This is a genomic window from Quadrisphaera sp. DSM 44207 (assembly GCF_900101335.1).
GTDB lineage: Bacteria > Actinomycetota > Actinomycetes > Actinomycetales > Quadrisphaeraceae > DSM-44207.
Window position 1 is genome coordinate 735013 of sequence record NZ_FNKA01000002.1, and the last position, 18706, is coordinate 753718.

At 77.4% G+C, this 18706-nt stretch carries 17 protein-coding genes; 8 read left to right on the top strand and 9 right to left on the bottom strand.

Annotated features, from left to right (window positions below; translation table 11 throughout):
• Positions 1-515 precede the first annotated feature (515 nt).
• Both dxs and BLS82_RS09630 read right to left on the bottom strand, forming a co-directional pair.
• Positions 516-2435 carry a 1-deoxy-D-xylulose-5-phosphate synthase gene (dxs, locus tag BLS82_RS09625; protein ID WP_092864533.1) on the bottom strand — a complete coding sequence of 640 codons (1920 nt, stop codon included), beginning with the start codon at positions 2433-2435 and terminating at the stop codon, positions 516-518.
• A gap of 174 nt (positions 2436-2609) precedes the next feature.
• Positions 2610-3002, bottom strand: coding sequence for a hypothetical protein (locus tag BLS82_RS09630; protein WP_255378240.1), 393 nt, complete (start codon positions 3000-3002; stop codon positions 2610-2612).
• 135 nt (positions 3003-3137) lie between these two features.
• Here BLS82_RS09630 and dhaK point away from each other — a divergent pair, with 135 nt between their 5' ends.
• The 3 genes from dhaK to dhaM are packed head-to-tail and all read left to right on the top strand — an operon-like array spanning position 3138 to position 6315.
• The gene (gene dhaK / locus BLS82_RS09635; protein WP_092865223.1) at positions 3138-4139 is read left to right on the top strand and encodes a dihydroxyacetone kinase subunit DhaK; all 1002 of its coding nucleotides are present in this window, start codon (positions 3138-3140) and stop codon (positions 4137-4139) included.
• Positions 4136-4801 carry a dihydroxyacetone kinase subunit DhaL gene (gene dhaL, locus BLS82_RS09640; protein ID WP_092865226.1) on the top strand — a complete coding sequence of 222 codons (666 nt, stop codon included), beginning with the start codon at positions 4136-4138 and terminating at the stop codon, positions 4799-4801. The genes dhaK and dhaL overlap by 4 nt, the downstream gene beginning before the upstream one ends.
• Positions 4798-6315 carry a dihydroxyacetone kinase phosphoryl donor subunit DhaM gene (gene dhaM / locus BLS82_RS09645; protein ID WP_092864536.1) on the top strand — a complete coding sequence of 506 codons (1518 nt, stop codon included), beginning with the start codon at positions 4798-4800 and terminating at the stop codon, positions 6313-6315. The genes dhaL and dhaM overlap by 4 nt, the downstream gene beginning before the upstream one ends.
• Positions 6316-6381: 66 nt before the next feature.
• Here the strand turns inward: dhaM and BLS82_RS09650 are convergent, their stop codons facing one another.
• Positions 6382-9237 (bottom strand): aconitate hydratase, encoded by a 2856-nt coding sequence (locus BLS82_RS09650; RefSeq protein ID WP_092864539.1) that lies wholly within the window; start codon positions 9235-9237, stop codon positions 6382-6384.
• A 217-nt stretch (positions 9238-9454) separates the two neighbouring features.
• Between BLS82_RS09650 and BLS82_RS09655 the strand changes: the two genes are divergently transcribed.
• A complete protein-coding gene (locus BLS82_RS09655; RefSeq protein WP_255378241.1) occupies positions 9455-10327 on the top strand; it encodes a DUF72 domain-containing protein in 873 nt (290 codons plus the stop codon).
• Between the two features lie 107 nt (positions 10328-10434).
• A complete protein-coding gene (locus BLS82_RS16420) occupies positions 10435-10557 on the top strand; it encodes a hypothetical protein (protein ID WP_255378242.1) in 123 nt (40 codons plus the stop codon).
• Between the two features lie 12 nt (positions 10558-10569).
• Here the strand turns inward: BLS82_RS16420 and BLS82_RS09660 are convergent, their stop codons facing one another.
• Together BLS82_RS09660 and BLS82_RS09665 are read right to left on the bottom strand one after the other, a co-directional pair.
• Positions 10570-11907 carry a class I SAM-dependent RNA methyltransferase gene (locus BLS82_RS09660; RefSeq protein WP_092865229.1) on the bottom strand — a complete coding sequence of 446 codons (1338 nt, stop codon included), beginning with the start codon at positions 11905-11907 and terminating at the stop codon, positions 10570-10572.
• A 74-nt stretch (positions 11908-11981) separates the two neighbouring features.
• On the bottom strand, positions 11982-14027 hold the full coding sequence (locus BLS82_RS09665; RefSeq protein ID WP_092864545.1) for an APC family permease: 2046 nt from the start codon (positions 14025-14027) through the stop codon (positions 11982-11984).
• Between the two features lie 87 nt (positions 14028-14114).
• On the opposite strand from BLS82_RS09665, the gene BLS82_RS09670 reads away from it, so the two are divergent.
• Together BLS82_RS09670 and BLS82_RS09675 are read left to right on the top strand one after the other, a co-directional pair.
• Positions 14115-14774, top strand: a complete 660-nt coding sequence (locus BLS82_RS09670) for a potassium channel family protein (protein WP_092864548.1) — start codon at positions 14115-14117, stop codon at positions 14772-14774.
• A gap of 2 nt (positions 14775-14776) precedes the next feature.
• Positions 14777-15439 carry a potassium channel family protein gene (locus tag BLS82_RS09675; RefSeq protein WP_092864551.1) on the top strand — a complete coding sequence of 221 codons (663 nt, stop codon included), beginning with the start codon at positions 14777-14779 and terminating at the stop codon, positions 15437-15439.
• On the opposite strand, the gene BLS82_RS09680 is transcribed toward BLS82_RS09675, so the two are convergent.
• The 4 genes from BLS82_RS09680 to dut form a co-directional block, all read right to left on the bottom strand.
• On the bottom strand, positions 15384-16139 hold the full coding sequence (locus BLS82_RS09680; protein ID WP_176819019.1) for a DUF3159 domain-containing protein: 756 nt from the start codon (positions 16137-16139) through the stop codon (positions 15384-15386). The genes BLS82_RS09675 and BLS82_RS09680 overlap by 56 nt on opposite strands.
• Positions 16140-16231: 92 nt before the next feature.
• On the bottom strand, positions 16232-16621 hold the full coding sequence (locus BLS82_RS09685; RefSeq protein WP_092864554.1) for an OB-fold nucleic acid binding domain-containing protein: 390 nt from the start codon (positions 16619-16621) through the stop codon (positions 16232-16234).
• Between the two features lie 67 nt (positions 16622-16688).
• A complete protein-coding gene (locus BLS82_RS09690; protein ID WP_255378243.1) occupies positions 16689-17546 on the bottom strand; it encodes a DUF3710 domain-containing protein in 858 nt (285 codons plus the stop codon).
• Complete coding sequence (dut, locus tag BLS82_RS09695; RefSeq protein ID WP_218123756.1) at positions 17543-18055, bottom strand: dUTP diphosphatase; 513 nt, start codon at positions 18053-18055, stop codon at positions 17543-17545. The genes BLS82_RS09690 and dut overlap by 4 nt, the downstream gene beginning before the upstream one ends.
• A 110-nt stretch (positions 18056-18165) precedes the next feature.
• On the opposite strand from dut, the gene BLS82_RS09700 reads away from it, so the two are divergent.
• Positions 18166-18696 carry a DUF3093 domain-containing protein gene (locus BLS82_RS09700; RefSeq protein WP_092864557.1) on the top strand — a complete coding sequence of 177 codons (531 nt, stop codon included), beginning with the start codon at positions 18166-18168 and terminating at the stop codon, positions 18694-18696.
• The last annotated feature ends 10 nt before the right edge of the window (positions 18697-18706 follow it).

Consider the following 18706-nt stretch of genomic DNA (forward strand, 5'->3'; position numbering starts at 1 on the left):
CGGGTGCGCGGCGGCGCCCTGGAGGTGGGCCTGGGCGCCCTGGACCTGCTGCCCGGCGAGGACGAGCCCGCGCCGCTGTGGCCGGACGTCGCCGCGGCCGCCGGCCTCGACGCCGACGCGGCGTGGCAGCGGGCGGTGGAGCACCGCGCCCGGATGGCGGAGCTCGCGGTGGCGCGCCTGGCGCGCGACGCCCACCTGGCCGCGGGCCTGCCTCCGGCCGGGCCCGACGGGCCGCGGGCCCGGCCGCTCGTGCTGCGCCCGGTCGGGGGCGTCGACGTGCCGGCCCTGCTCGCGGCCCCGGTGCTGCGCGCCCACCTGGCCGCCGGGGACGGCACGGGCCTGCGCGCGGTGGCCGTGCCCGTGCGCACCCGCGGCTGGGTGGACCCGGCGCGCGTGGACCCCGCGTTCGCCGGCGCCGCGTGGTCGGCCAGCGACGTGGAGCAGCGCGCGTTCCCCCGCCCACTGCTCGTGACGGCCGAGGAGGTCGCGGTGGCCGGGCGGCCGGCCCAGCCGGGTCAGCCCCGGTGGCCGGGGACCGGCTCCCCCGCCACGGGGGCGGCGTCCAGGCCCGCGACCCGCGCGGCGACGTCGCGGGCGACGTCCTGGCCCGTCAGGCCCACGGAGGCCAGCACCTGACCCTGGCTGCCGTGGGGCAGGAACCTCGCGGGCAGGCCGACCACGTGCACGGGCACGACCACCTCGGCGTCCGCGAGGGCCTGGGCGACCTGGCTGCCGACGCCGCCGGCGCGCACGCCGTCCTCGACCGTGACGACGAGGCGGTGCCCGCGGGCGAGGTCCACCAGCGCCGGCGCCACCGGCAGCGCCCAGCGCGGGTCGACCACGGTGGCGTCGATGCCCTGGGCGGCCAGGCGCTCGCCGACGTCCAGGCCGAGGCCCACCATCGAGCCGACCGCGACGACGAGGACGTCGCTGCCCTCGCCGCGGGCGAGCACGTCGACGCCGCCGACGCGCTCGATCGCGTCGACGTCCGCGGGGACGACGCCCTTGGGGAAGCGCAGCACGGTGGGGGCGTCCTCGACGTCGAGGGCCTCGCCCAGCAGCTCCCGCAGGCGGCGCCCGTCGCGCGGGGCGGCCAGGCGCAGGCCGGGCACGGCCCCGAGCAGCGCCATGTCCCAGGCGCCGTGGTGGCTGGAGCCGTCCGGGCCCGTGACGCCGGCGCGGTCGAGGACGAGCGTGACGCCCGCGCGGTGCATCGCGACGTCCATGACGACCTGGTCGATCGCCCGGTTGAGGAAGGTGGCGTACACGGCGACGACCGGGTGCAGCCCGGCGAACGCCATGCCGGCGGCGCTGGTGACGGCGTGCTGCTCGGCGATGCCGACGTCGACCACGCGCTCGGGGTGCTCCGCGGCGAAGCGGTCCAGGCCCACGGGCACGAGCATGGCGGCCGTGAGGGCGACGACGTCCTCGCGGCGGCGCCCGACCTGCACCATCTCGTCGGCGAACAGGGACGTCCACGCGGTGCCCTCGCCGGGCGCGGCCAGCGACTGGCCCGTCTCGGGGTCGATCACCCCGACGGCGTGGAAGCGGTCGACGTCGTCGGCCTCGGCGGCCGTGAACCCGTTGCCCTTGCGCGTGAGGGCGTGGACGATCACCGGGCCGCCGAACGCCTTGGCCCGCGCCAGGGCGTGCTCGAGCGCGACGACGTCGTGCCCGTCGACGGGCCCGACGTACTTCAGGCCCAGGTCCTCGAACAGGCCCTGCGGGGCCACGATGTCCTTCAGGCCCTTCTTCATCCCGTGCAGGGTGTCGTAGGCCAGCCGGCCCGGCGTCCCCCCGCGCTGCAGGGTGGTCTTGCCCCACTCGAGGAAGCGCTCGTAGCCGCGCGTGGTGCGCAGCGTGGCCAGGTGGTGGGCCATGCCCCCGATGGTGGGGGCGTAGGAGCGGCCGTTGTCGTTGACGACGACGACGAGGCGGCAGTCCTGGGCCGTGGCGATGTTGTTCAGGGCCTCCCAGGCCATGCCGCCGGTCAGGGCGCCGTCGCCGATGACGGCGACGACGTAGCGGTCGTCCTCGCCCTTGAGCATCCGCGCCTTCGCGATCCCGTCCGCCCAGGACAGCGAGGCGGAGGCGTGGGAGTTCTCCACGACGTCGTGGTCGGACTCGGCGCGCGAGGGGTAGCCCGACAGGCCGCCGCGCTGGCGCAGGCCCGAGAAGTCCTGGCGGCCGGTGAGCAGCTTGTGCACGTAGGCCTGGTGGCCGGTGTCGAAGACGACCGTGTCGCGCGGGGAGTCGAAGACGCGGTGCAGGGCGATCGTCAGCTCGACCACGCCGAGGTTGGGGCCCAGGTGGCCCCCGGTGCGGGAGACCTCGTGCACCAGGAACGAGCGGACCTCCCCCGCGAGCTGGTCCAGCTGCGTCGGGCTCAGGCGGTCCAGGTCGCGCGGGCTGGTGATCCCGGGCAGCAGCCTCATCGGGTGGTTCCTCCTCGCACACCCCGGTGACCCGGTCGGGCCCCGTCGAGTCTAGGTCGGGCGCGCCAGCGCGCGAGCCCGGCGTCCCCGACGCGCTCCCCCCGGCCCCTGGAGAGGCCCCGCGCCGGCCTCCCGCGCCGGCCCCTGCGCCCTGCGTCTGCGCCCCCGGGCGCCTCAGAGCCGGGGGACGTGCCGCCGTCCGCGCAGGGCCTCCTCCAGGAGCCGGACGCCGCGCACCGCCGCCAGCAGGCGCGCCTGCTCGTGGTCGAGGGCGGTCAGCGCCCGCTCGACCACGCCGGGCGCCACCGCGCCGTCCAGGTCGGCGCGCAGGGTGGCCACGGCGCGCCGGTGCGCCTGCGCCTGCGCCGCGACGTGGTGGTGCGCCAGGCGGGCCAGCACGACCGGGTGGCGCACCAGCACCGGCTGCGCCCGGTACTCCGGCGGGCACAGGTCCAGCAGCCAGGACGCCGCGCGGTGCTCCCAGCCCTCGGCGCCCGGCGGCGGCACCGCCGCGGGCCAGCCGGGCGGCCCGGGGCGGCGGCGCCCGCGCCCCTCGTCGTCGAACACGCGTACGAGCCTAGCGCCGTCCGCGCACCTTGACGGCGCGCTCCCGCGGGCGTAGGCAGGCCCCGCACCCCTCTGCACCCCCTCTGCACCCCCACGCACTCCCACCGGTACGACGACGTGCTCGAGGAGAGGTCCGTGAAGAAGCTCATCAACGACCCCGCCGACGTGGTCGCCGAGTCCCTGCGGGGGCTGGCGGCCGCCCACCCGGAGCTGAGGGTCGACCACGACTCGAAGGTCGTGGTGCGCGGGGACGCCCCGCGGCCGGGCAAGGTCGGCGTCGTCTCCGGCGGGGGCAGCGGCCACGAGCCCCTGCACGCCGGCTTCGTGGGCCTCGGCATGCTCGACGCGGCCTGCTGCGGGGAGGTGTTCACCTCCCCCGTGCCCGACCAGGTGCTCGCGGCCACGCGGGCCGTGGACGGCGGCGCGGGCGTGCTGCACCTGGTGAAGAACTACACCGGCGACGTGATGAACTTCGAGATGGCCGCCGAGCTGGCGGCCGCGGAGGCCGGCGCCGAGGTCGTCTCGGTCGTCCTCGACGACGACGTGGCGGTGCAGGACAGCCTCTACACCGCCGGGCGCCGCGGCGTGGGGGTCACCGTGCTGGTGGAGAAGCTCGCCGGCGCCGCCGCCGAGCAGGGGCGCCCGCTGGCCGAGGTCGCCGAGGTCGCCCGGCGCGCGAACGCCGCTGGGCGCAGCATGGGGCTGGCGCTGACGTCCTGCACCGTGCCCGCCGCCGGCCGCCCCACCTTCGACCTCGGCGAGGACGAGGTCGAGCTCGGCATCGGCATCCACGGCGAGCCGGGCCGCCGGCGGGTGCCGATGGCCCCGGCGCGCGAGCTGGCGCAGGCGCTGGTCGAGCCGGTGCTGGCCGACCTGCCGTTCTCCCGCGGCGACCGGGTGGTCGCCCTCGTCAACGGCATGGGCGCCACCCCGCTGATCGAGCTGTACCTCGTGCACGCCGAGGTGGACCGCATCCTGCGGGGCGCCGGCGTCACGCCGGTGCGCGCCCTGGTCGGGAACTACGTCACCTCCCTGGACATGGCCGGCTGCTCGGTGACCCTCCTGCGCGTCGACGACGAGGCGCTCGACCTCTGGGACGCCCCCGTGCGCACCCCGGCGCTGCGGTGGGGCGCGTGAGCGCCGGCGTGGAGGACCTGCGGGCGTGGCTGCGCGAGCTCGCCGCGCTCGTCCACGAGCGCGCCGGGGAGCTGACCGACCTCGACCGGGCGATCGGCGACGCCGACCACGGGGCCAACCTGGACCGCGGCCTGCGCGCCGTGGTGGCGGCCCTGGACGGCGAGGCCGGGTCGGCGGCCACGCCCGCCGCCCTGCTGCGCGCGGTGGGCATGACGCTGGTGAGCAGCGTCGGCGGCGCCAGCGGCCCGCTGTACGGCACCTTCTTCCTGCGCTTCGGCGCCGCCGCGGGCGAGGCGCAGGAGCTGGACGCCGCCGTCCTGGCCGCGGCCTTCCGCGCCGGCCTGGAAGGCGTGGTCGCGCGCGGGAAGGCGCAGGTCGGGGACAAGACGATGGTCGACGCCCTGGCTCCCGCCGTCGAGGCGCTGGAGGGCGCGGTCGCGTCCGGGCAGGACGCCGGCGCGGCGCTGGCGACGGCCGTGGCGGCCGGGGAGCAGGGGCGAGAGAGCACGGTGGCGCTGCAGGCGCGCAAGGGCCGCGCCAGCTACCTGGGCGAGCGCAGCGCCGGGCACGCCGACCCGGGGGCGACGTCCGCGGTGCTGCTGCTGCGCGCCGCCGCGAGCGCCCTCGGCGGCGCGCAGCAGCCCGGGACGGCGCCGGGGTGAGCGAGCGGGCGGGGGTCGGCCTCGTCGTCGTCTCGCACAGCCGGGCGCTGGCGCAGGCCGCCGTGGACCTCGCGCGCCAGGTCGTGCCCGGCGACGACGTGGCGCTGGCCGTGGCCGCGGGCCTGGACGACGGCTCCCTCGGCACCGACGCCCTCGCCGTCCAGCGCGCGGTCGAGGAGGTGGACTCCCCCGCCGGCGTCCTCGTGCTGCTCGACCTCGGCAGCGCCGTGCTCTCCGCCGAGACGGCCCTGGACCTGCTGGCCGACGACGTGCGCGAGCGGGTGCGCCTGAGCGCCGGCCCCCTCGTCGAGGGGCTGGTGGCGGCGGCCGTCACCGCCAGCACGGGCGCCGGCCTGGACCGCGTGGCCGCCGAGGCGGACGCCGGGCTGCGCCCCAAGCAGGAGCACCTGGCGCCCTCACCCCCACCCCCACCCCGCCGTGATCATGCAGCTCCCGACCGCGGGGACGAGGAGGACGCCGTCACCGCGACGCTCGTGGTCGACCTGCCGCACGGGCTGCACGCGCGCCCCGCGGCCCGGCTCGTCGCCGCGCTGGCCGCTCACGACGCCGACGTGCGGGCCCGGGCGAGCGGGTCCGGCCCGGACGCCGCGTGGGTGCCGGCCACCAGCGCCACCGCGCTCGCCGGGCTGGCGCTGCGCCGCGGCGAGGAGCTGCAGCTGCGCGCCACCGGCCCCGGCGCGCAGGCCGCCGTCCGCGCCGGGCTCGAGCTCGCGGCGCGCTCCTTCGACGAGGCGCCCGCCGAGGCCGCCCCCGGCGCGGACGGCGGTGTCGACGCCGGTGCGGACGCCGGCGCGGGGCCCGTGACCGGCCCGGCGCTGGTGTGGCGGGCGCCGCAGCCCCCGGCCCCGCCCGCCCCGGGCACCCCCGCGCAGGAGCGGGCGCGCCTGGACGCCGCCGTCGCCGCCGCCACCGAGGACGTCGACCGCTGGCAGCGGTCGGCCGCCGAGCGCGCGCAGCGGGTCGCGGGAGAGGTCCTGCAGGCCCACCGGGCCCTGCTGGCCGACCCCGCCCTGGTCGGGGCGGCGGTCGCGGCGCTGGCGCGGGGAGGCCCCGCGGAGGAGGCGTGGTCCGCGGCCGTCGCGGACGCCGCCGCGCGGCTCGCGGGGCTGGCGGACCCCTACCTGCGCGCCCGCGCCGCCGACGTGCGCGCCGTCGGGGAGCTGGTGCGCTGGCGGCTGGCGGGGCGCGCGCCGCCCGCGCCCGCCCTGGCGCCGGAGCGGACACCGCGGGTTCTCGTGGCGGAGGACCTCTCCCCCGAGGCCGTCGCGGCGCTGGGGAGCGAGGGCCTGCTGGCCGTCGTCCTGACCGGCGGGGACGCGACGTCCCACGCCGTGCAGGTGCTGCGAGCGAGCGGGGTGCCCGTGGTCGCCGGCGCCGGCGCCGACCTGCTCCCCCTCCCGGACGGCGCGCCCGTCACCGTGGACGCCGCCGCCGGCACCGCGACCGCCGCTCTCCCGCCCCGGTCCGGCACCGACCACCGCCCCCCGCGGTGATCGTGCAGTTCCGGCCCGGACCGGAACTGCATGATCACCGCGGAGGGAGAGCGCGACGGGCGGAGCTCAGAGCAGCGAGCGCAGCACGTACTGCAGGATCCCGCCGTGGCGGTAGTAGTCCGCCTCGCCGGGGGTGTCGATGCGCACCCGGGCGTCGAAGACGACCTCCTCGCCCGAGGCCCGGGTGGCGGTGACGCGCACGGTGCGCGGCGTGCTCCCCTCGTCCAGCGCGGTGACCCCGGAGATCGCGAAGGTCTCGGTGCCGTCGAGGCCCAGGGACGCCGCGGACTCGCCCTCGGGGAACTGCAGGGGCAGCACGCCCATCCCGATGAGGTTCGAGCGGTGGATGCGCTCGAAGCTCTCGGCGATCACGGCGCGCACCCCGAGCAGGCTCGTGCCCTTGGCGGCCCAGTCGCGGCTGGAGCCGGAGCCGTACTCCTTGCCCGCCAGCACCACGAGCGGGGTGCCGGCGGCGGCGTAGTGCTGCGCGGCGTCGTAGATGGTGGCCTGCGGGCCGCCCTCGAGCGTGAAGTCGCGCGTGAAGCCGCCCGCCACGTCGCTCAGGAGCTGGTTGCGCAGCCGGATGTTGGCGAACGTGCCGCGGATCATCACCTCGTGGTTGCCGCGGCGGGAGCCGTAGGAGTTGAAGTCCTTGCGCTCCACCCCGTGCTCGGCGAGGTAGCGGCCGGCGGGGCTGTCGGCCTTGATCGAGCCGGCGGGGCTGATGTGGTCGGTGGTCACGGAGTCCCCGAGCTTGGCGAGCACGCGCGCGCCGGAGACGTCCGCGACCGGCGCCGGCTGCGCGGGCATGCCCTCGAAGTACGGGGGCCTGCGCACGTACGTGCTCTCCGGGTCCCACGCGAACACGTCGCCGGAGGGCGTGGGCAGGGAGCGCCACCGCTCGTCCCCGGCGAAGACGTCCGCGTAGTCCTTGGTGAACATGTCCTGGCTGATCGCCCGGCGGATGGTCTCGGCGACCTCGGCGTCCGAGGGCCACACGTCGCGCAGGAACACCGGCTGCCCGTCGGTGCCCGTGCCCAGCGGATCGGTGTCCGGGTCCCAGTCCATCGTCCCGGCCAGGGCGTAGGCGATGACCAGCGGCGGGGAGGCCAGGTAGTTGATCTGCACGTCGGGGTTGATCCGGCCCTCGAAGTTGCGGTTGCCGGAGAGCACCGCGGCGACCGCGAGGTCGTTCTCCTGCACGGCGGCGGAGATCTCCTCAGCCAGCGGACCGGAGTTGCCGATGCACGTGGTGCAGCCGTAGCCGACCAGGTGGAAGCCCAGCTTCTCCAGGTACGGGACCAGGCCGGCCTTCTCGTAGTAGTCGGTGACCACCTTCGAGCCCGGCGCCATCGACGTCTTCACCCACGGCTTGACGTCCAGGCCCCTGTCCACGGCGTTGCGGGCCAGCAGGGCCGCGCCGAGCATCACCGACGGGTTCGACGTGTTGGTGCACGAGGTGATCGCGGCGATGACGACGTGGCCGTGGTCGAGCTCGGTGGTGGCGCCGCTGGCGAGGGTGACCGGCACCCGCTTCGAGGGGCGGTCGGTGGCGTGCCCCGGCTCCAGCGGCGCCACGTCGTCCTCCAGCCCCGAGGCCGTCGGGGCGTCGGAGGCGGGGAAGGTCTCCACCAGCGCCTCGTCCTGGCCGGTGCCGCTGGTGGCGTCGATCGCGTCGCTCATCGCGGACGACGGCGCGTTCCCCGCCGGAGCCGCCTCGGGGACGTAGTCCGCCAGGGCCGCGCGGAAGGCCTCCTTGGACTCCGACAGGGCGATGCGGTCCTGCGGGCGCTTGGGGCCGGCGATGCTCGGCACCACGGTCGACAGGTCCAGCTCGAGGTGCTCGGAGAAGCGCGGCTCGAGCGACGGGTCGTGCCACAGGCCCTGCTCCCTGGCGTACGCCTCGACCAGGGCCACCTGCTCGGCGCTGCGGCCGGTCAGGTGCAGGTACTCCAGCGTGACGCCGTCGATCGGGAAGATCGCCGCGGTGGAGCCGAACTCCGGGCTCATGTTGCCGATCGTGGCGCGGTTGGCCAGCGGCACCGCGCCGACGCCCTCGCCGTAGAAGTCCACGAACTTGCCGACCACGCCGTGCTGGCGCAGCAGCTCGGTGATGGTCAGGACGACGTCGGTGGCGGTGGTGCCGGCGGGGATCTCCCCGGTGAGCTTGAAGCCGACCACGCGCGGGATGAGCATGCTCACCGGCTGGCCGAGCATGGCCGCCTCGGCCTCGATGCCGCCCACGCCCCAGCCGAGCACGCCGAGGCCGTTGACCATCGTGGTGTGCGAGTCGGTGCCCACGCAGGTGTCGGGGTAGACGACGCCGCCCCGCTCGTGCACCACCCGCGCGAGGTGCTCGATGTTGACCTGGTGGACGATGCCGGTGCCCGGGGGGACGACCTTGAAGTCGTCGAAGGCGCCCTGGCCCCAGCGCAGGAACTGGTAGCGCTCGCCGTTGCGCTGGTACTCGATCTCGACGTTGCGCTCGAAGGCGTCGGGCCGCCCGGCGACGTCGACGATGACCGAGTGGTCGATGACCAGCTCGGCCGGGGCGAGGGGGTTGATCCGGGACGGGTCGCCGCCGAGGTCGGCCACGGCCTCGCGCATGGTGGCCAGGTCGACGATGCACGGCACGCCCGTGAAGTCCTGCATCACCACGCGCGCGGGCGTGAACTGGATCTCGGTGTCCGGCTCGGCGCTGGGGTCCCACCCGGCCAGGGCGCGGACGTGGTCGGCGGTGGTGTTCGCGCCGTCCTCGGTGCGCAGGAGGTTCTCCAGCAGCACCTTGAGGCTGAACGGCAGCGTCGCGGAGCCCTCGACCGCGTCCAGGCGGTACATCTCGTAGGAGGCGTCGCCCACCTGGAGGGTCCCGCGCGCCCCGAAGCTGTCCGCGCTGCGACCGGTGTCTGGTGCCGTGCTCATGGTGGTCCTCCCCGTCTGCCCGTCGTCTGCGCTGACCGGCGCGCCCATCCTCGCGCACCCGGGTCGCGGGCGACGACCCCCCTGGCGCGGGGCCCGTCGTCCGCGAAGTATCTCGACGTCAAGATACCAGGGGCGGAGCCGCCCGTCACGGGTCCTCCCGACCGGCCGGCAGGCGCACCGGTGGTCGGCGGGCCGGCCGTGGGCCACGCTGCGGCACGTGGTCGAGGAGCCGGAGGGACCCCGCCCGGGGCGCGTGCTCGTCGGGCTGTCGGGGTGGGCGTACGCCGGGTGGCGCGGCGCCTTCTACCCCCGCGGGCTGCCGCAGCGCAGCGAGCTGCCCTTCGTCGCGCAGCGCCTGGGCGCCGTGGAGGTCAACGCCTCCTGCTACCGGCTGCAGCGCCCCGAGACGTATCGCGCCTGGGCGCAGCAGGTGCCCGACGGCTTCGCCCTCGCCGTCAAGGGCAGCCGCTACATCACCCACCTGAAGCGGCTGGGCGGCGCGGAGGCGGCGCTGGCGAACTTCCTCGCCTCCGGGGTGCTGGCGCTCGGGCCGAAGCTCGGGCCGCTGCTGTGGCAGCTGCCGCCGACCCTGACCTGGGAGCCGGGCGGGGACCGGGAGCGGGTCGAGGCCTTCCTCGCCGCGCTGCCGCGCACCACCGCGCAGGCGGCGGTGGTCGCGCAGGGCCACGACGAGCGGCTGGAGGGCCGCGCCCACACGACGACGGACGCCGACCGCCCGCTGCGCCACGCGGTGGAGGTGCGCCACGACTCCTTCGCCGACCCCTCCTTCGAGGAGGTCCTGGCCGAGCACGGGACGGCGCTCGTGCTCGCCGACACGGCGGGGCGGTGGCCGGCGCTGCGCGCGCGGACGGCGGACTTCGCCTACCTGCGCCTGCACGGCGACGAGGAGCTGTACGTCAGCGGCTACTCCCAGGAGGCGCTGCGCCGGTGGGCGGACGTCGTCCGCGAGGAGGCCGCGACCGGCCGGGACGTGCTCGTCTTCTTCGACAACGACGTCGAGGTGCGCGCGCCCTACGACGCGATGGCCCTGCAGGCCCTCGTCGGCGGGCGCCCCGGGCCCGCCGCCTGACGCGGCGGCCCAGTCGCGTGCCACAGTCGCGCGACCCAGCCGCGTGGCGCCGGCGGCGCGGGCGCCGCGTGCGCGATGGTGGGGCGCTGTCGACCCCGGAGGACGCCGTGGACGCGCTCGCGCTCGTCGCCGCCTACACCCGCTCCAGCGACCGCGGCACCCGCGCCGCCGCCAGGGAGCGCATGGACCAGCTCCTCGACGAGGCCCACGAGGCGCCCGCGCGGGAGTGAGGCCCGCCGGCGTCAGCCGGCGGGCACGAGCCGCGCGACGCACTCGACGTGGTGCGTCTGCGGGAAGAGGTCGAAGGCCCGCAGGCCGTCGAGGACGTAGCCGTGCTCGGCGAAGGTCGCCGTGTCGCGGGCCAGGGCCGCCGGGTCGCACGCGACGTAGGCCACCGCCCGCGGCGCCAGGGCGGCGACGCGCGCGACGACCTCGCGCTTGGCGCCCGTGCGCGGCGGGTCGAGCACCACGACGTCGGCGCCGGGCCCGCCCAGCTCCTGCGCGAGCGCGCTCCCGGCCAGAACCCGGTCGACGCGTCCGGGCAGGATCCGCACCTGCTCCAGGTCGCGCAGGTTGCGCCGGGCGTCGGCGACCGCGCGCTGGTCGGACTCCACGGCCGCGACCCGCCCGCCCGCGCCGACCGCCTGCGCCAGCGCGGCGGCGAACAGCCCGGCGCCGGCGTACAGGTCCAGCGCCCGCTCCCCCGGCGCGGGCGCCGCGGCCTCCAGGGCCGCCGCCACCAGCGCGCGCGCCGCGCCGGGGTGCACCTGCCAGAACCCGGAGCCGGTGACCCGGAAGGTGCGCCGCCCCCCGGGCAGGTCGACGTCCTCCGCGGTCCAGGTGCGCCCGCGCACGCGCTGCAGCCCCTCGGCGCCGTGGACGCCCACCGAGGCCTGTGCGGGCAGGGACGGCACCCGCACGCGCCGCGCGCGGTCGGCGGGCTCGAGGAGCACCAGGCGGTCCTCGCCAGCGGCCGCGGCCACGACCTCCACGCCGCTCGCGCCCGGCCAGCGCGCGGCCGTGGGAACGGCGACCTCCCGCACGCGCGGGTGGGCGATGCGGCACCAGTCGATGGCCACCACCCGGGAGGAGCGGTGCGCCCGCAGCCCCGCGCGCCCGCCCTGCCCGACGGCGTACTGCACCCGGGTGCGCCACGACAGCCCCGCCGCGGCGTCCACGCCGGGCCCGTCGACCACCTCGACCTCGACCGGCACGTCGAGCCCGGCCAGGCGCGCCATCTGCTCTCGCACGACGGCGGCCTTCAGCGCGCGCTGGGCGGGCGGGGTGGCGTGCTGCCAGTCGCAGCCGCCGCACAGGCCCGGCTTCGCCCACGGGCAGGGCTCCTCCACGCGGTCGGGCGAGGCCTGCAGCACCTCCACGGCGTCCGCGCGCCAGAAGCGGTCGCCGTCCCCGCCCTCGGTCACGCGCACCCGCACCCGCTCCCCGGGCAGGGCGTGGCGCACGAACAGCACCCTGCCCTGCGAGCGGGCGACGCAGTGCCCGCCGTGCGCGACGGGCCCGACGTCGATGACGAGCTCGCGGCCGACGGGCCCCGGGCCCTCGTCCGGCGCCGGCAGCACGGGGGTGCTGGTGACGGGGTCGGGCCTGGACGGCGGCGCCGTCCGGGCGCCCCGCCCCCTCGCGGGCGCGCCGCTCACGAGCCCGCGCGGGCGCCGCTGTCCGCGCCGGGCCGGGCGGCCGGGGTGCCCTGGCGCACGTCGCCGGGCGCGGCGCCCTCCCACCGGTCCTCCGCGCCCGCGGACGACGTCAGCTGCCAGGGCACGCTGGCCACGACCACGCCGGGGGTGAAGTGCAGGCGGCCCTTCAGGCGCAGGGCGCTCTGGTTGTGCAGGAGCTGCTCCCACCAGTGGCCCACGACGTACTCGGGGATGTAGACGACGACGAGGTCGCGCGGGCTCTCCGTGCGCAGGCCGCGCACGTAGTCGACGACCGGCCGGGTCACCTCGCGGTAGGGGGAGGCGAGGGTCTTCAGCGGCACGGGCAGGCCGCGCTCGTCCCACTGCGCGCGCAGCCGCGCGGTCTCCTCCGGGTCCACCTCCACGGTCAGGGCCTCCAGCACCGAGGGGCGCGAGGCGCGCGCGTACGCCAGGGCCCGCAGCGCGGGCTTGTGCAGCTTGGAGATGAGCACGACGGCGTGCACCTGGGAGGGCAGCACCCGGCCGGACGGGCCGTCCTCGAGCGCCAGCTCGCGCGCGACGCCGTCGTAGTGCCGGCGGATGCCCTGCATGAGCACGAAGAGCACCGCCATCGCCACCAGCGTGATCCACGCGCCGCGGGAGAACTTCGTCAGCAGCACGATGACGAGCACCGTGCCGGTCATCACGAGCCCGACCGCGTTGATCACCCGCGAGCGCCGCATCCGGGCGCGGGCGGCCGGGTCCGCCTCCGTCGCCAGGTGGCGCGTCCAGTGCCGCACCATGCCGGTCTGGCTCATCGTGAAGGAGATGAACACCCCGACGATGTAGAGCTGGATCAGGCGCGTGACCTCGGCGTCGAAGGCGACGACGAGCACGACCGCGGCGGCGGCGAGCGCCACGATGCCGTTGCTGAACGCCAGCCGGTCCCCGCGGGTGTGCAGCTGGCGCGGCAGCAGCCCGTCGCGCGCGAGGATCGAGCCGAGCACGGGGAAGCCGTTGAAGGCGGTGTTGGCGGCCAGCACGAGGATGACGCCGGTGGCGGCCGCCACGAGGTAGAACGCCGGCGGGAAGCCGTCGAAGACGCTGCGCGCGATCTGGCCGATCACCGGGTCCTGCACGTAGTCGTCCCCGACCGGCACCCCGTCGCGCAGCAGCTGCTCGGCCGGGCGCTCGGCGAACTGCACGCCCGTGGCGATGGAGAGGGCGATGATGCCCAGCAGCATCGTGGAGCTCATCAGCGCCAGGAGCGCCAGCGTCGTCGCCGCGTTGCGGCTCTTGGGCTTGCGGAAGGCCGGGACGCCGTTGCTGATCGCCTCCACGCCGGTCAGGGCCGCGCAGCCGGAGGAGAAGGCGCGCAGCACGAGGAACCCGCCCGCGAGCCCGGTCAGGCCGGCCTCCCAGCCGTGCTCGGGCACCAGCTCCAGCTGCGCGCTGGGGGCCGGCGGCAGGTCGCCCAGCGCCAGGCGCAGCAGCCCGAAGCCCGCCATCCCCAGCACGGCCGCGATGAACAGGTACGTCGGGACCGCGAACGCGGTGCCCGACTCGCGGACCCCGCGCAGGTTGATGCTCGTGAGCACGGCGATGAGCAGCACGGCGACGAGCACCTCGTGGTCGCGCAGCGCGGGCAGCGCGGAGGTGGCGTACTGCGACGCCGAGGAGATCGAGACCGCCACCGTCAGGACGTAGTCGACGAGCAGCGCGCTGCCGACCGCGACCCCGCCCGTGCGGCCGAGGTTGGTGGTGACCACCTCGTAGTCGCCGCCTCCGGAGGGGTAGGCGTGCACGTTCTGGCGGTAGGAGGAGACGACGACGACGAGGACGACGACGACCGCGACCGCCACCCACGGGGACAGGACGTAGGCGGTCGCGCCGGCGATGGCGAGCGTCAGCAGGATCTCGTCGGGCGCGTACGCCACCGACGAGAGCGCGTCCGAGGCGAAGACGGGGACGGCGATCCGCTTGGGCAGCAGCGTCTCGGCCAGCCGGTCGCTGTGCACGGGGCGGCCGAGGAGCAGCCGCTTCACCGCGTCGGTGGTGGACACGGACGACCATGCTAGGTCGCGCGGCGCCGTCGCGGGCCGAGTGGCCGTGTAGCGTCCCGCCCGGCCGGACCACCCGAGGAGGGGCGCGTGCACGTCGTGATCATGGGCTGCGGCCGGGTGGGCTCCGCGCTGGCGCTGAGCCTGCAGGAGCACGACCACGAGGTGACGGTCATCGACACCAACCCCGACGCCTTCCGGCGCCTCGGGGCCTTCGAGGGCACCACCGTCACCGGCGTCGGCTTCGACCGCGACGTGCTGCGCGAGGCCGGGATCGAGCGCACCGACGCGTTCGCCGCCGTCAGCAGCGGCGACAACTCCAACATCCTCGCCGCCCGCGTGGCCCGGGAGAACTACGGCGTCTCCAACGTCGTGGCGCGCATCTACGACCCCGGGCGCGCCGAGGTCTACCAGCGCCTCGGCATCCCCACCGTCGCGACCGTGCCGTGGGTCGCCGACCAGGTGCTGCGGCGCCTGCTGCCGCAGGGGGCCCGCAGCGAGTACCGCGACCCCAGCGGGGAGCTGAGCCTGGTGCAGGTGCACCTGCACCGCTCCTGGGTCGGCGTGCGCCTCACGCGCGTGGAGGCGCTCACCGGCGGCAGGGTCGCCTTCCTGGACCGGTTCGGCCGCGCGGAGCTGCCCCGGCCGGACACGGTGCACCAGGACGGCGACCAGGTGCACCTGCTGGTGCCCACCGGCCGCGTCGGGGACGTCGAAGCGGTGCTGGCCGCACCGCCGGAGGAGGACTGAGCATGCGCGTCGTCATCGCCGGAGCCGGCAACGTCGGCCGCTCGATCGCCCAGGAGCTGCTCGACCACGGCCACCGGGTGCTGCTCATCGACCGCGACCCGCGCGCCATGAAGATGGGCTCCGTGCCGCAGGCCGACTGGCTGCTGGCCGACGCGTGCGAGACGTCGTCCCTGCGCGAGGCGGGGCTGCAGGGCGCCGACGTGGTCGTGGCCGCCACGGGCGACGACAAGGCGAACCTCGTGATGAGCCTGCTGGCGAAGACCGAGTACGCCGTCCCGCGCACCGTCGCCCGGGTCAACCACCCCAAGAACGAGTGGATGTTCGACGAGGCGTGGGGCGTCGACGTGGCCGTCTCCACCCCGCGGATCATGACGGCGCTCGTGGAGGAGGCCGTCTCCGTCGGCGACCTGGTGCGGATGTTCACCTTCCAGCAGGGTCAGGCCGCCATGGTGGAGCTGACCCTGCCGGCGGGCTCGACGCTGGCGGGCACCCGGGTCGGGGACGTGCCCTGGCCCGCGGACACCGTGCTGGTCGGGATCATCCGCGCCGGGCGCCCCATCGCGCCGACGCCGGACGACGCGCTGGAGGGGCGCGACGAGCTGCTGCTGCTCACCGTCGCGGAGAGCGAGGCGGCGCTGCAGGCGCTCCTGGCGCCGGCGGCCTGAGGGGCTTTTGCGCCGACCCCTGCACGGGCTGCTGCTGCACGGGCTGCTGCTGCACGGGCTGCTGCTGCACGGGCTGCTGCACGGGCTGGCGGGCCTCGGCGCGGCGCAGGGCCAGCCAGGTCAGCCAGGCCGCGGCGGCGAACAGCGGCAGGCCCATCCCCAGGCGGGCCACCGCCAGGGCCCCGACGAGCCCCGCCAGGTACAGCGGCAGCTGCACCGCCAGGCGGGCCGTGAACAGCGCCACCCACAGCCACGTCAGCCGCCGGTACAGCGAGGTGCGCGCCGGGTCCGAGCGCCACGCCAGGCCCTCGCCGCGCAGGGCCCCGACCACGAGCCCGACCACGGGCAGGGTCCCGATCCCGGGCCAGCGCACGGTGGACAGGGCGAGGACCGCGGCGTAGACGAGGTTGACCACCAGGCCGGGCGCGTAGTAGTCCGCCGCCTCGCCCGTGCGCAGCGCCGCCAGCGCGCACACCCCCACCCCCGCCGCGCCGGACAGGGCCGGCGCCACGGGCAGGCGGGCGAGCAGGCGGGCGAGCAGGAGGACGCCGGAGCCGGCGAGCGCGACCACGAGGGCCGTGCGCAGGTCCTGCGCCAGGGTGAGGACGGCGATGAAGGCGACGCCGGGCAGCACGGCCTCGAGCACGCCGCGCGGACCGCCGACGGCGTCGGCGAGGGAGAAGCTCGGCCGGGTCGCCACCGCGGCGAGCCCACCGCGACGCGCGGACGACGCCGAGGACGACGACGCCGAGGACGGCGCGGGGCCTGCCGGTCCCGGCCCGGCGGGGTCGGTCACCGCCCGGCGCCGGGCACGATCTCGTAGCGGGGGTTGTAGACGACCTTGCGGCCGTCGGTGCAGCCCACGAACCCCTCGACGCGCACGGCCTGCCCCGGCACGATCCCCGGGATCTCCCGGCGCCCGAGCCAGATCACCGACAGGGTGCCCGTGCCGTCGAAGAGCTCGGCCTCCAGCGCGGGCACACCGGCCCGGGGGCGCAGCGTGACCGTGCGCAGCGTGCCCGACACGTTGGCCTGCTGGCGCCCGGTCAGCTGGGCGCAGGGCGTGCCGCCCATGCGCGCCGCCCGCTCCTGGGCGTCCTGCGCCTCCAGCTCGGCCCGACCCGCCGTCCACCGGGACAGGGCCGCCCGCAGGCGCGCACCCGTCCCCACCGTCGCGTGCATGGCACCAGCGTAGGCACGTCGCGCCCGTACCGTGCGCGGGTTCTCCCGGGAGCACCCGGACGGCTGCTCAGGCCGGCGCGCCGGGCTCCGAGCGCCGCCCGTCGGGCGCGTCCGCCGGGGGCACCGGGCCCGCCGGGCCCTGGCGCACCTGGGGCGGCCGCTGCGCGGCAGCCGCCGCCGCGGCGGCGGCCTGCCCCGGCGGCAGGGTCAGCACCAGCAGGTCGCGCGGCGCCATGGCGCCGGTGCCGCGGACGACGACGCACCCGCTCACCAGCAGCTCCAGCGGGCGGGCGGCCGCCGGGTCGACGGCCGCGGGGCCGCTGAGCACCGCGCGCAGGAACCAGCGCGGGCCGTCCACGCCGATGAACCGGGACGGGCGGTGGCCCGTGCGCCCGTCCGCCGTGCGCGCGGGCATGCGGGCGAGCACCTCGGTGCCGAAGGGCCCCCGCACCTCCTCCGCGGCGCCGCCCTGCTTGACGACGGAGGCGGTGATCTCCTCGCGCACCTGGTCCCAGATGCCCTCGGTGCGCGGGGCCGCGAACGCCTGCAGCTGGGCCGTGGAGCCGGCCAGGCCCACGGTCGCGGCGACGACCCGGCGGGTGGTCTCCTCCAGCTCCAGGCGCAGCTCCATGCCCGCGAGGGCCGGCACCCGCAGCGCCCCCAGGTCCACCCGCGGCAGCGCGTCGGTCACCTCGGAGAGGTCGAACGGACCGCCGCCGCGCCGCTGCGCCGCGCGCCGCCCGGGCGCGGCGGCGTCCTCCGCGCCCGGCTGGCGGGTCGGGTCCTGCGCCGCCCCCTGCGCGCCGCCTCCCCCGTCGCCCGCCGCGCCGTCCCGCGCGTCGTCCCGCGCGTCGTCCTGCGCCGTCCCCGGCGGGGCCTCCTGCGCGGCGTCCGACCTGGCCCTGCCGCGACGCAGCCAGCTCACCTCGTCGCCACCTCCTCGATGGGTCCGTCCTGGGCGCCCCAGCCCCCGGTCGATCCGTGACCGCCCGCACCGCGCGCCGAGCCCGGCAGCTCGTCGACGAGCGCGAACTGCGCGCGCTCGACCCGCTGCACCACGAGCTGGGCGATGCGGTCGCCGCGGGCGAGCCGCGCGGTGCGCGCGCGGTCGGTGTTGACCAGGGTCACCATCACCTCCCCGCGGTAGCCAGCGTCCACCGTGCCCGGGCCGTTCAGCGTCGTCACGCCGGAGCGCGCGGCCAGCCCGGAGCGCGGGTGCACGAACGCCGCGTACCCGACTGGCAGGGCGATCGCCACGCCCGTCGGCACCGTCGCCCGCTGCCCGGGTGCCAGGACGACGTCGACGGCCGCCACGAGGTCCGCGCCGGCGTCGCCGGGGTGGGCGTAGGCGGGGACGGGCAGGGACGGGTCGAGGCGGCGCAGGAGCACCTGCACGCCCACCGGCCCGCCGCCGGGCCCCTGGGGTCCGCTCACGGGGGCGACCCTATGCCAGGCGCCGCGGCCGGCCGCCGCCCGCGGCAGCGCCGTGCGGCGTCCCGGCGGCGCGGCGTCCGGGTCGCACGGCGACGTGGCAGGGTGGCGGCGTGCCCGGCGTCCTGCACTCCGAGCGGCTGTGGCCCTCGCCCGCCACGTGGCTGCTGGTGCCGCTGGCGAGCGCGCTCGTGGTGCTGGCGCTGCTGCCGCTGGGCACGGCCGTGGCGGGCACCGCGGCGCTGCTCGTCGCGGCCGCCGCCGCGGCGCTGCTGGTGCGGGCCAGCCCCCGGGTCGAGGTGAGCACGAGCAGCGGGCTGCGCGCGGGCCGCGCGGTGCTGCCGGGCCGGTTCGTGGCCGGCGGGGAGGCGGCGCGCGGTGCGCGCGCCCGCGACCTGCGCGGGCCCCGCCTGGACGCGCGCACGCACCTGTGCCTGCGCGGCTGGGTGGACGGCGTGGTGCTGGTGGAGCTGGACGACCCGCAGGACCCGACGCCGGCGTGGCTGGTCTCCAGCCGGCGCCCGGAGGACCTCCTCGCCGCCGTCCTGGCGGTCTCCGGGCGCGCCCCGGGGGCCGGTGGGCCGGGAACCGGTGCGCCCGGTGCGCCCGGTGCGCCCGGCGCCAACGGGCCGGCGGGCGGCTGAGGCCACCCGC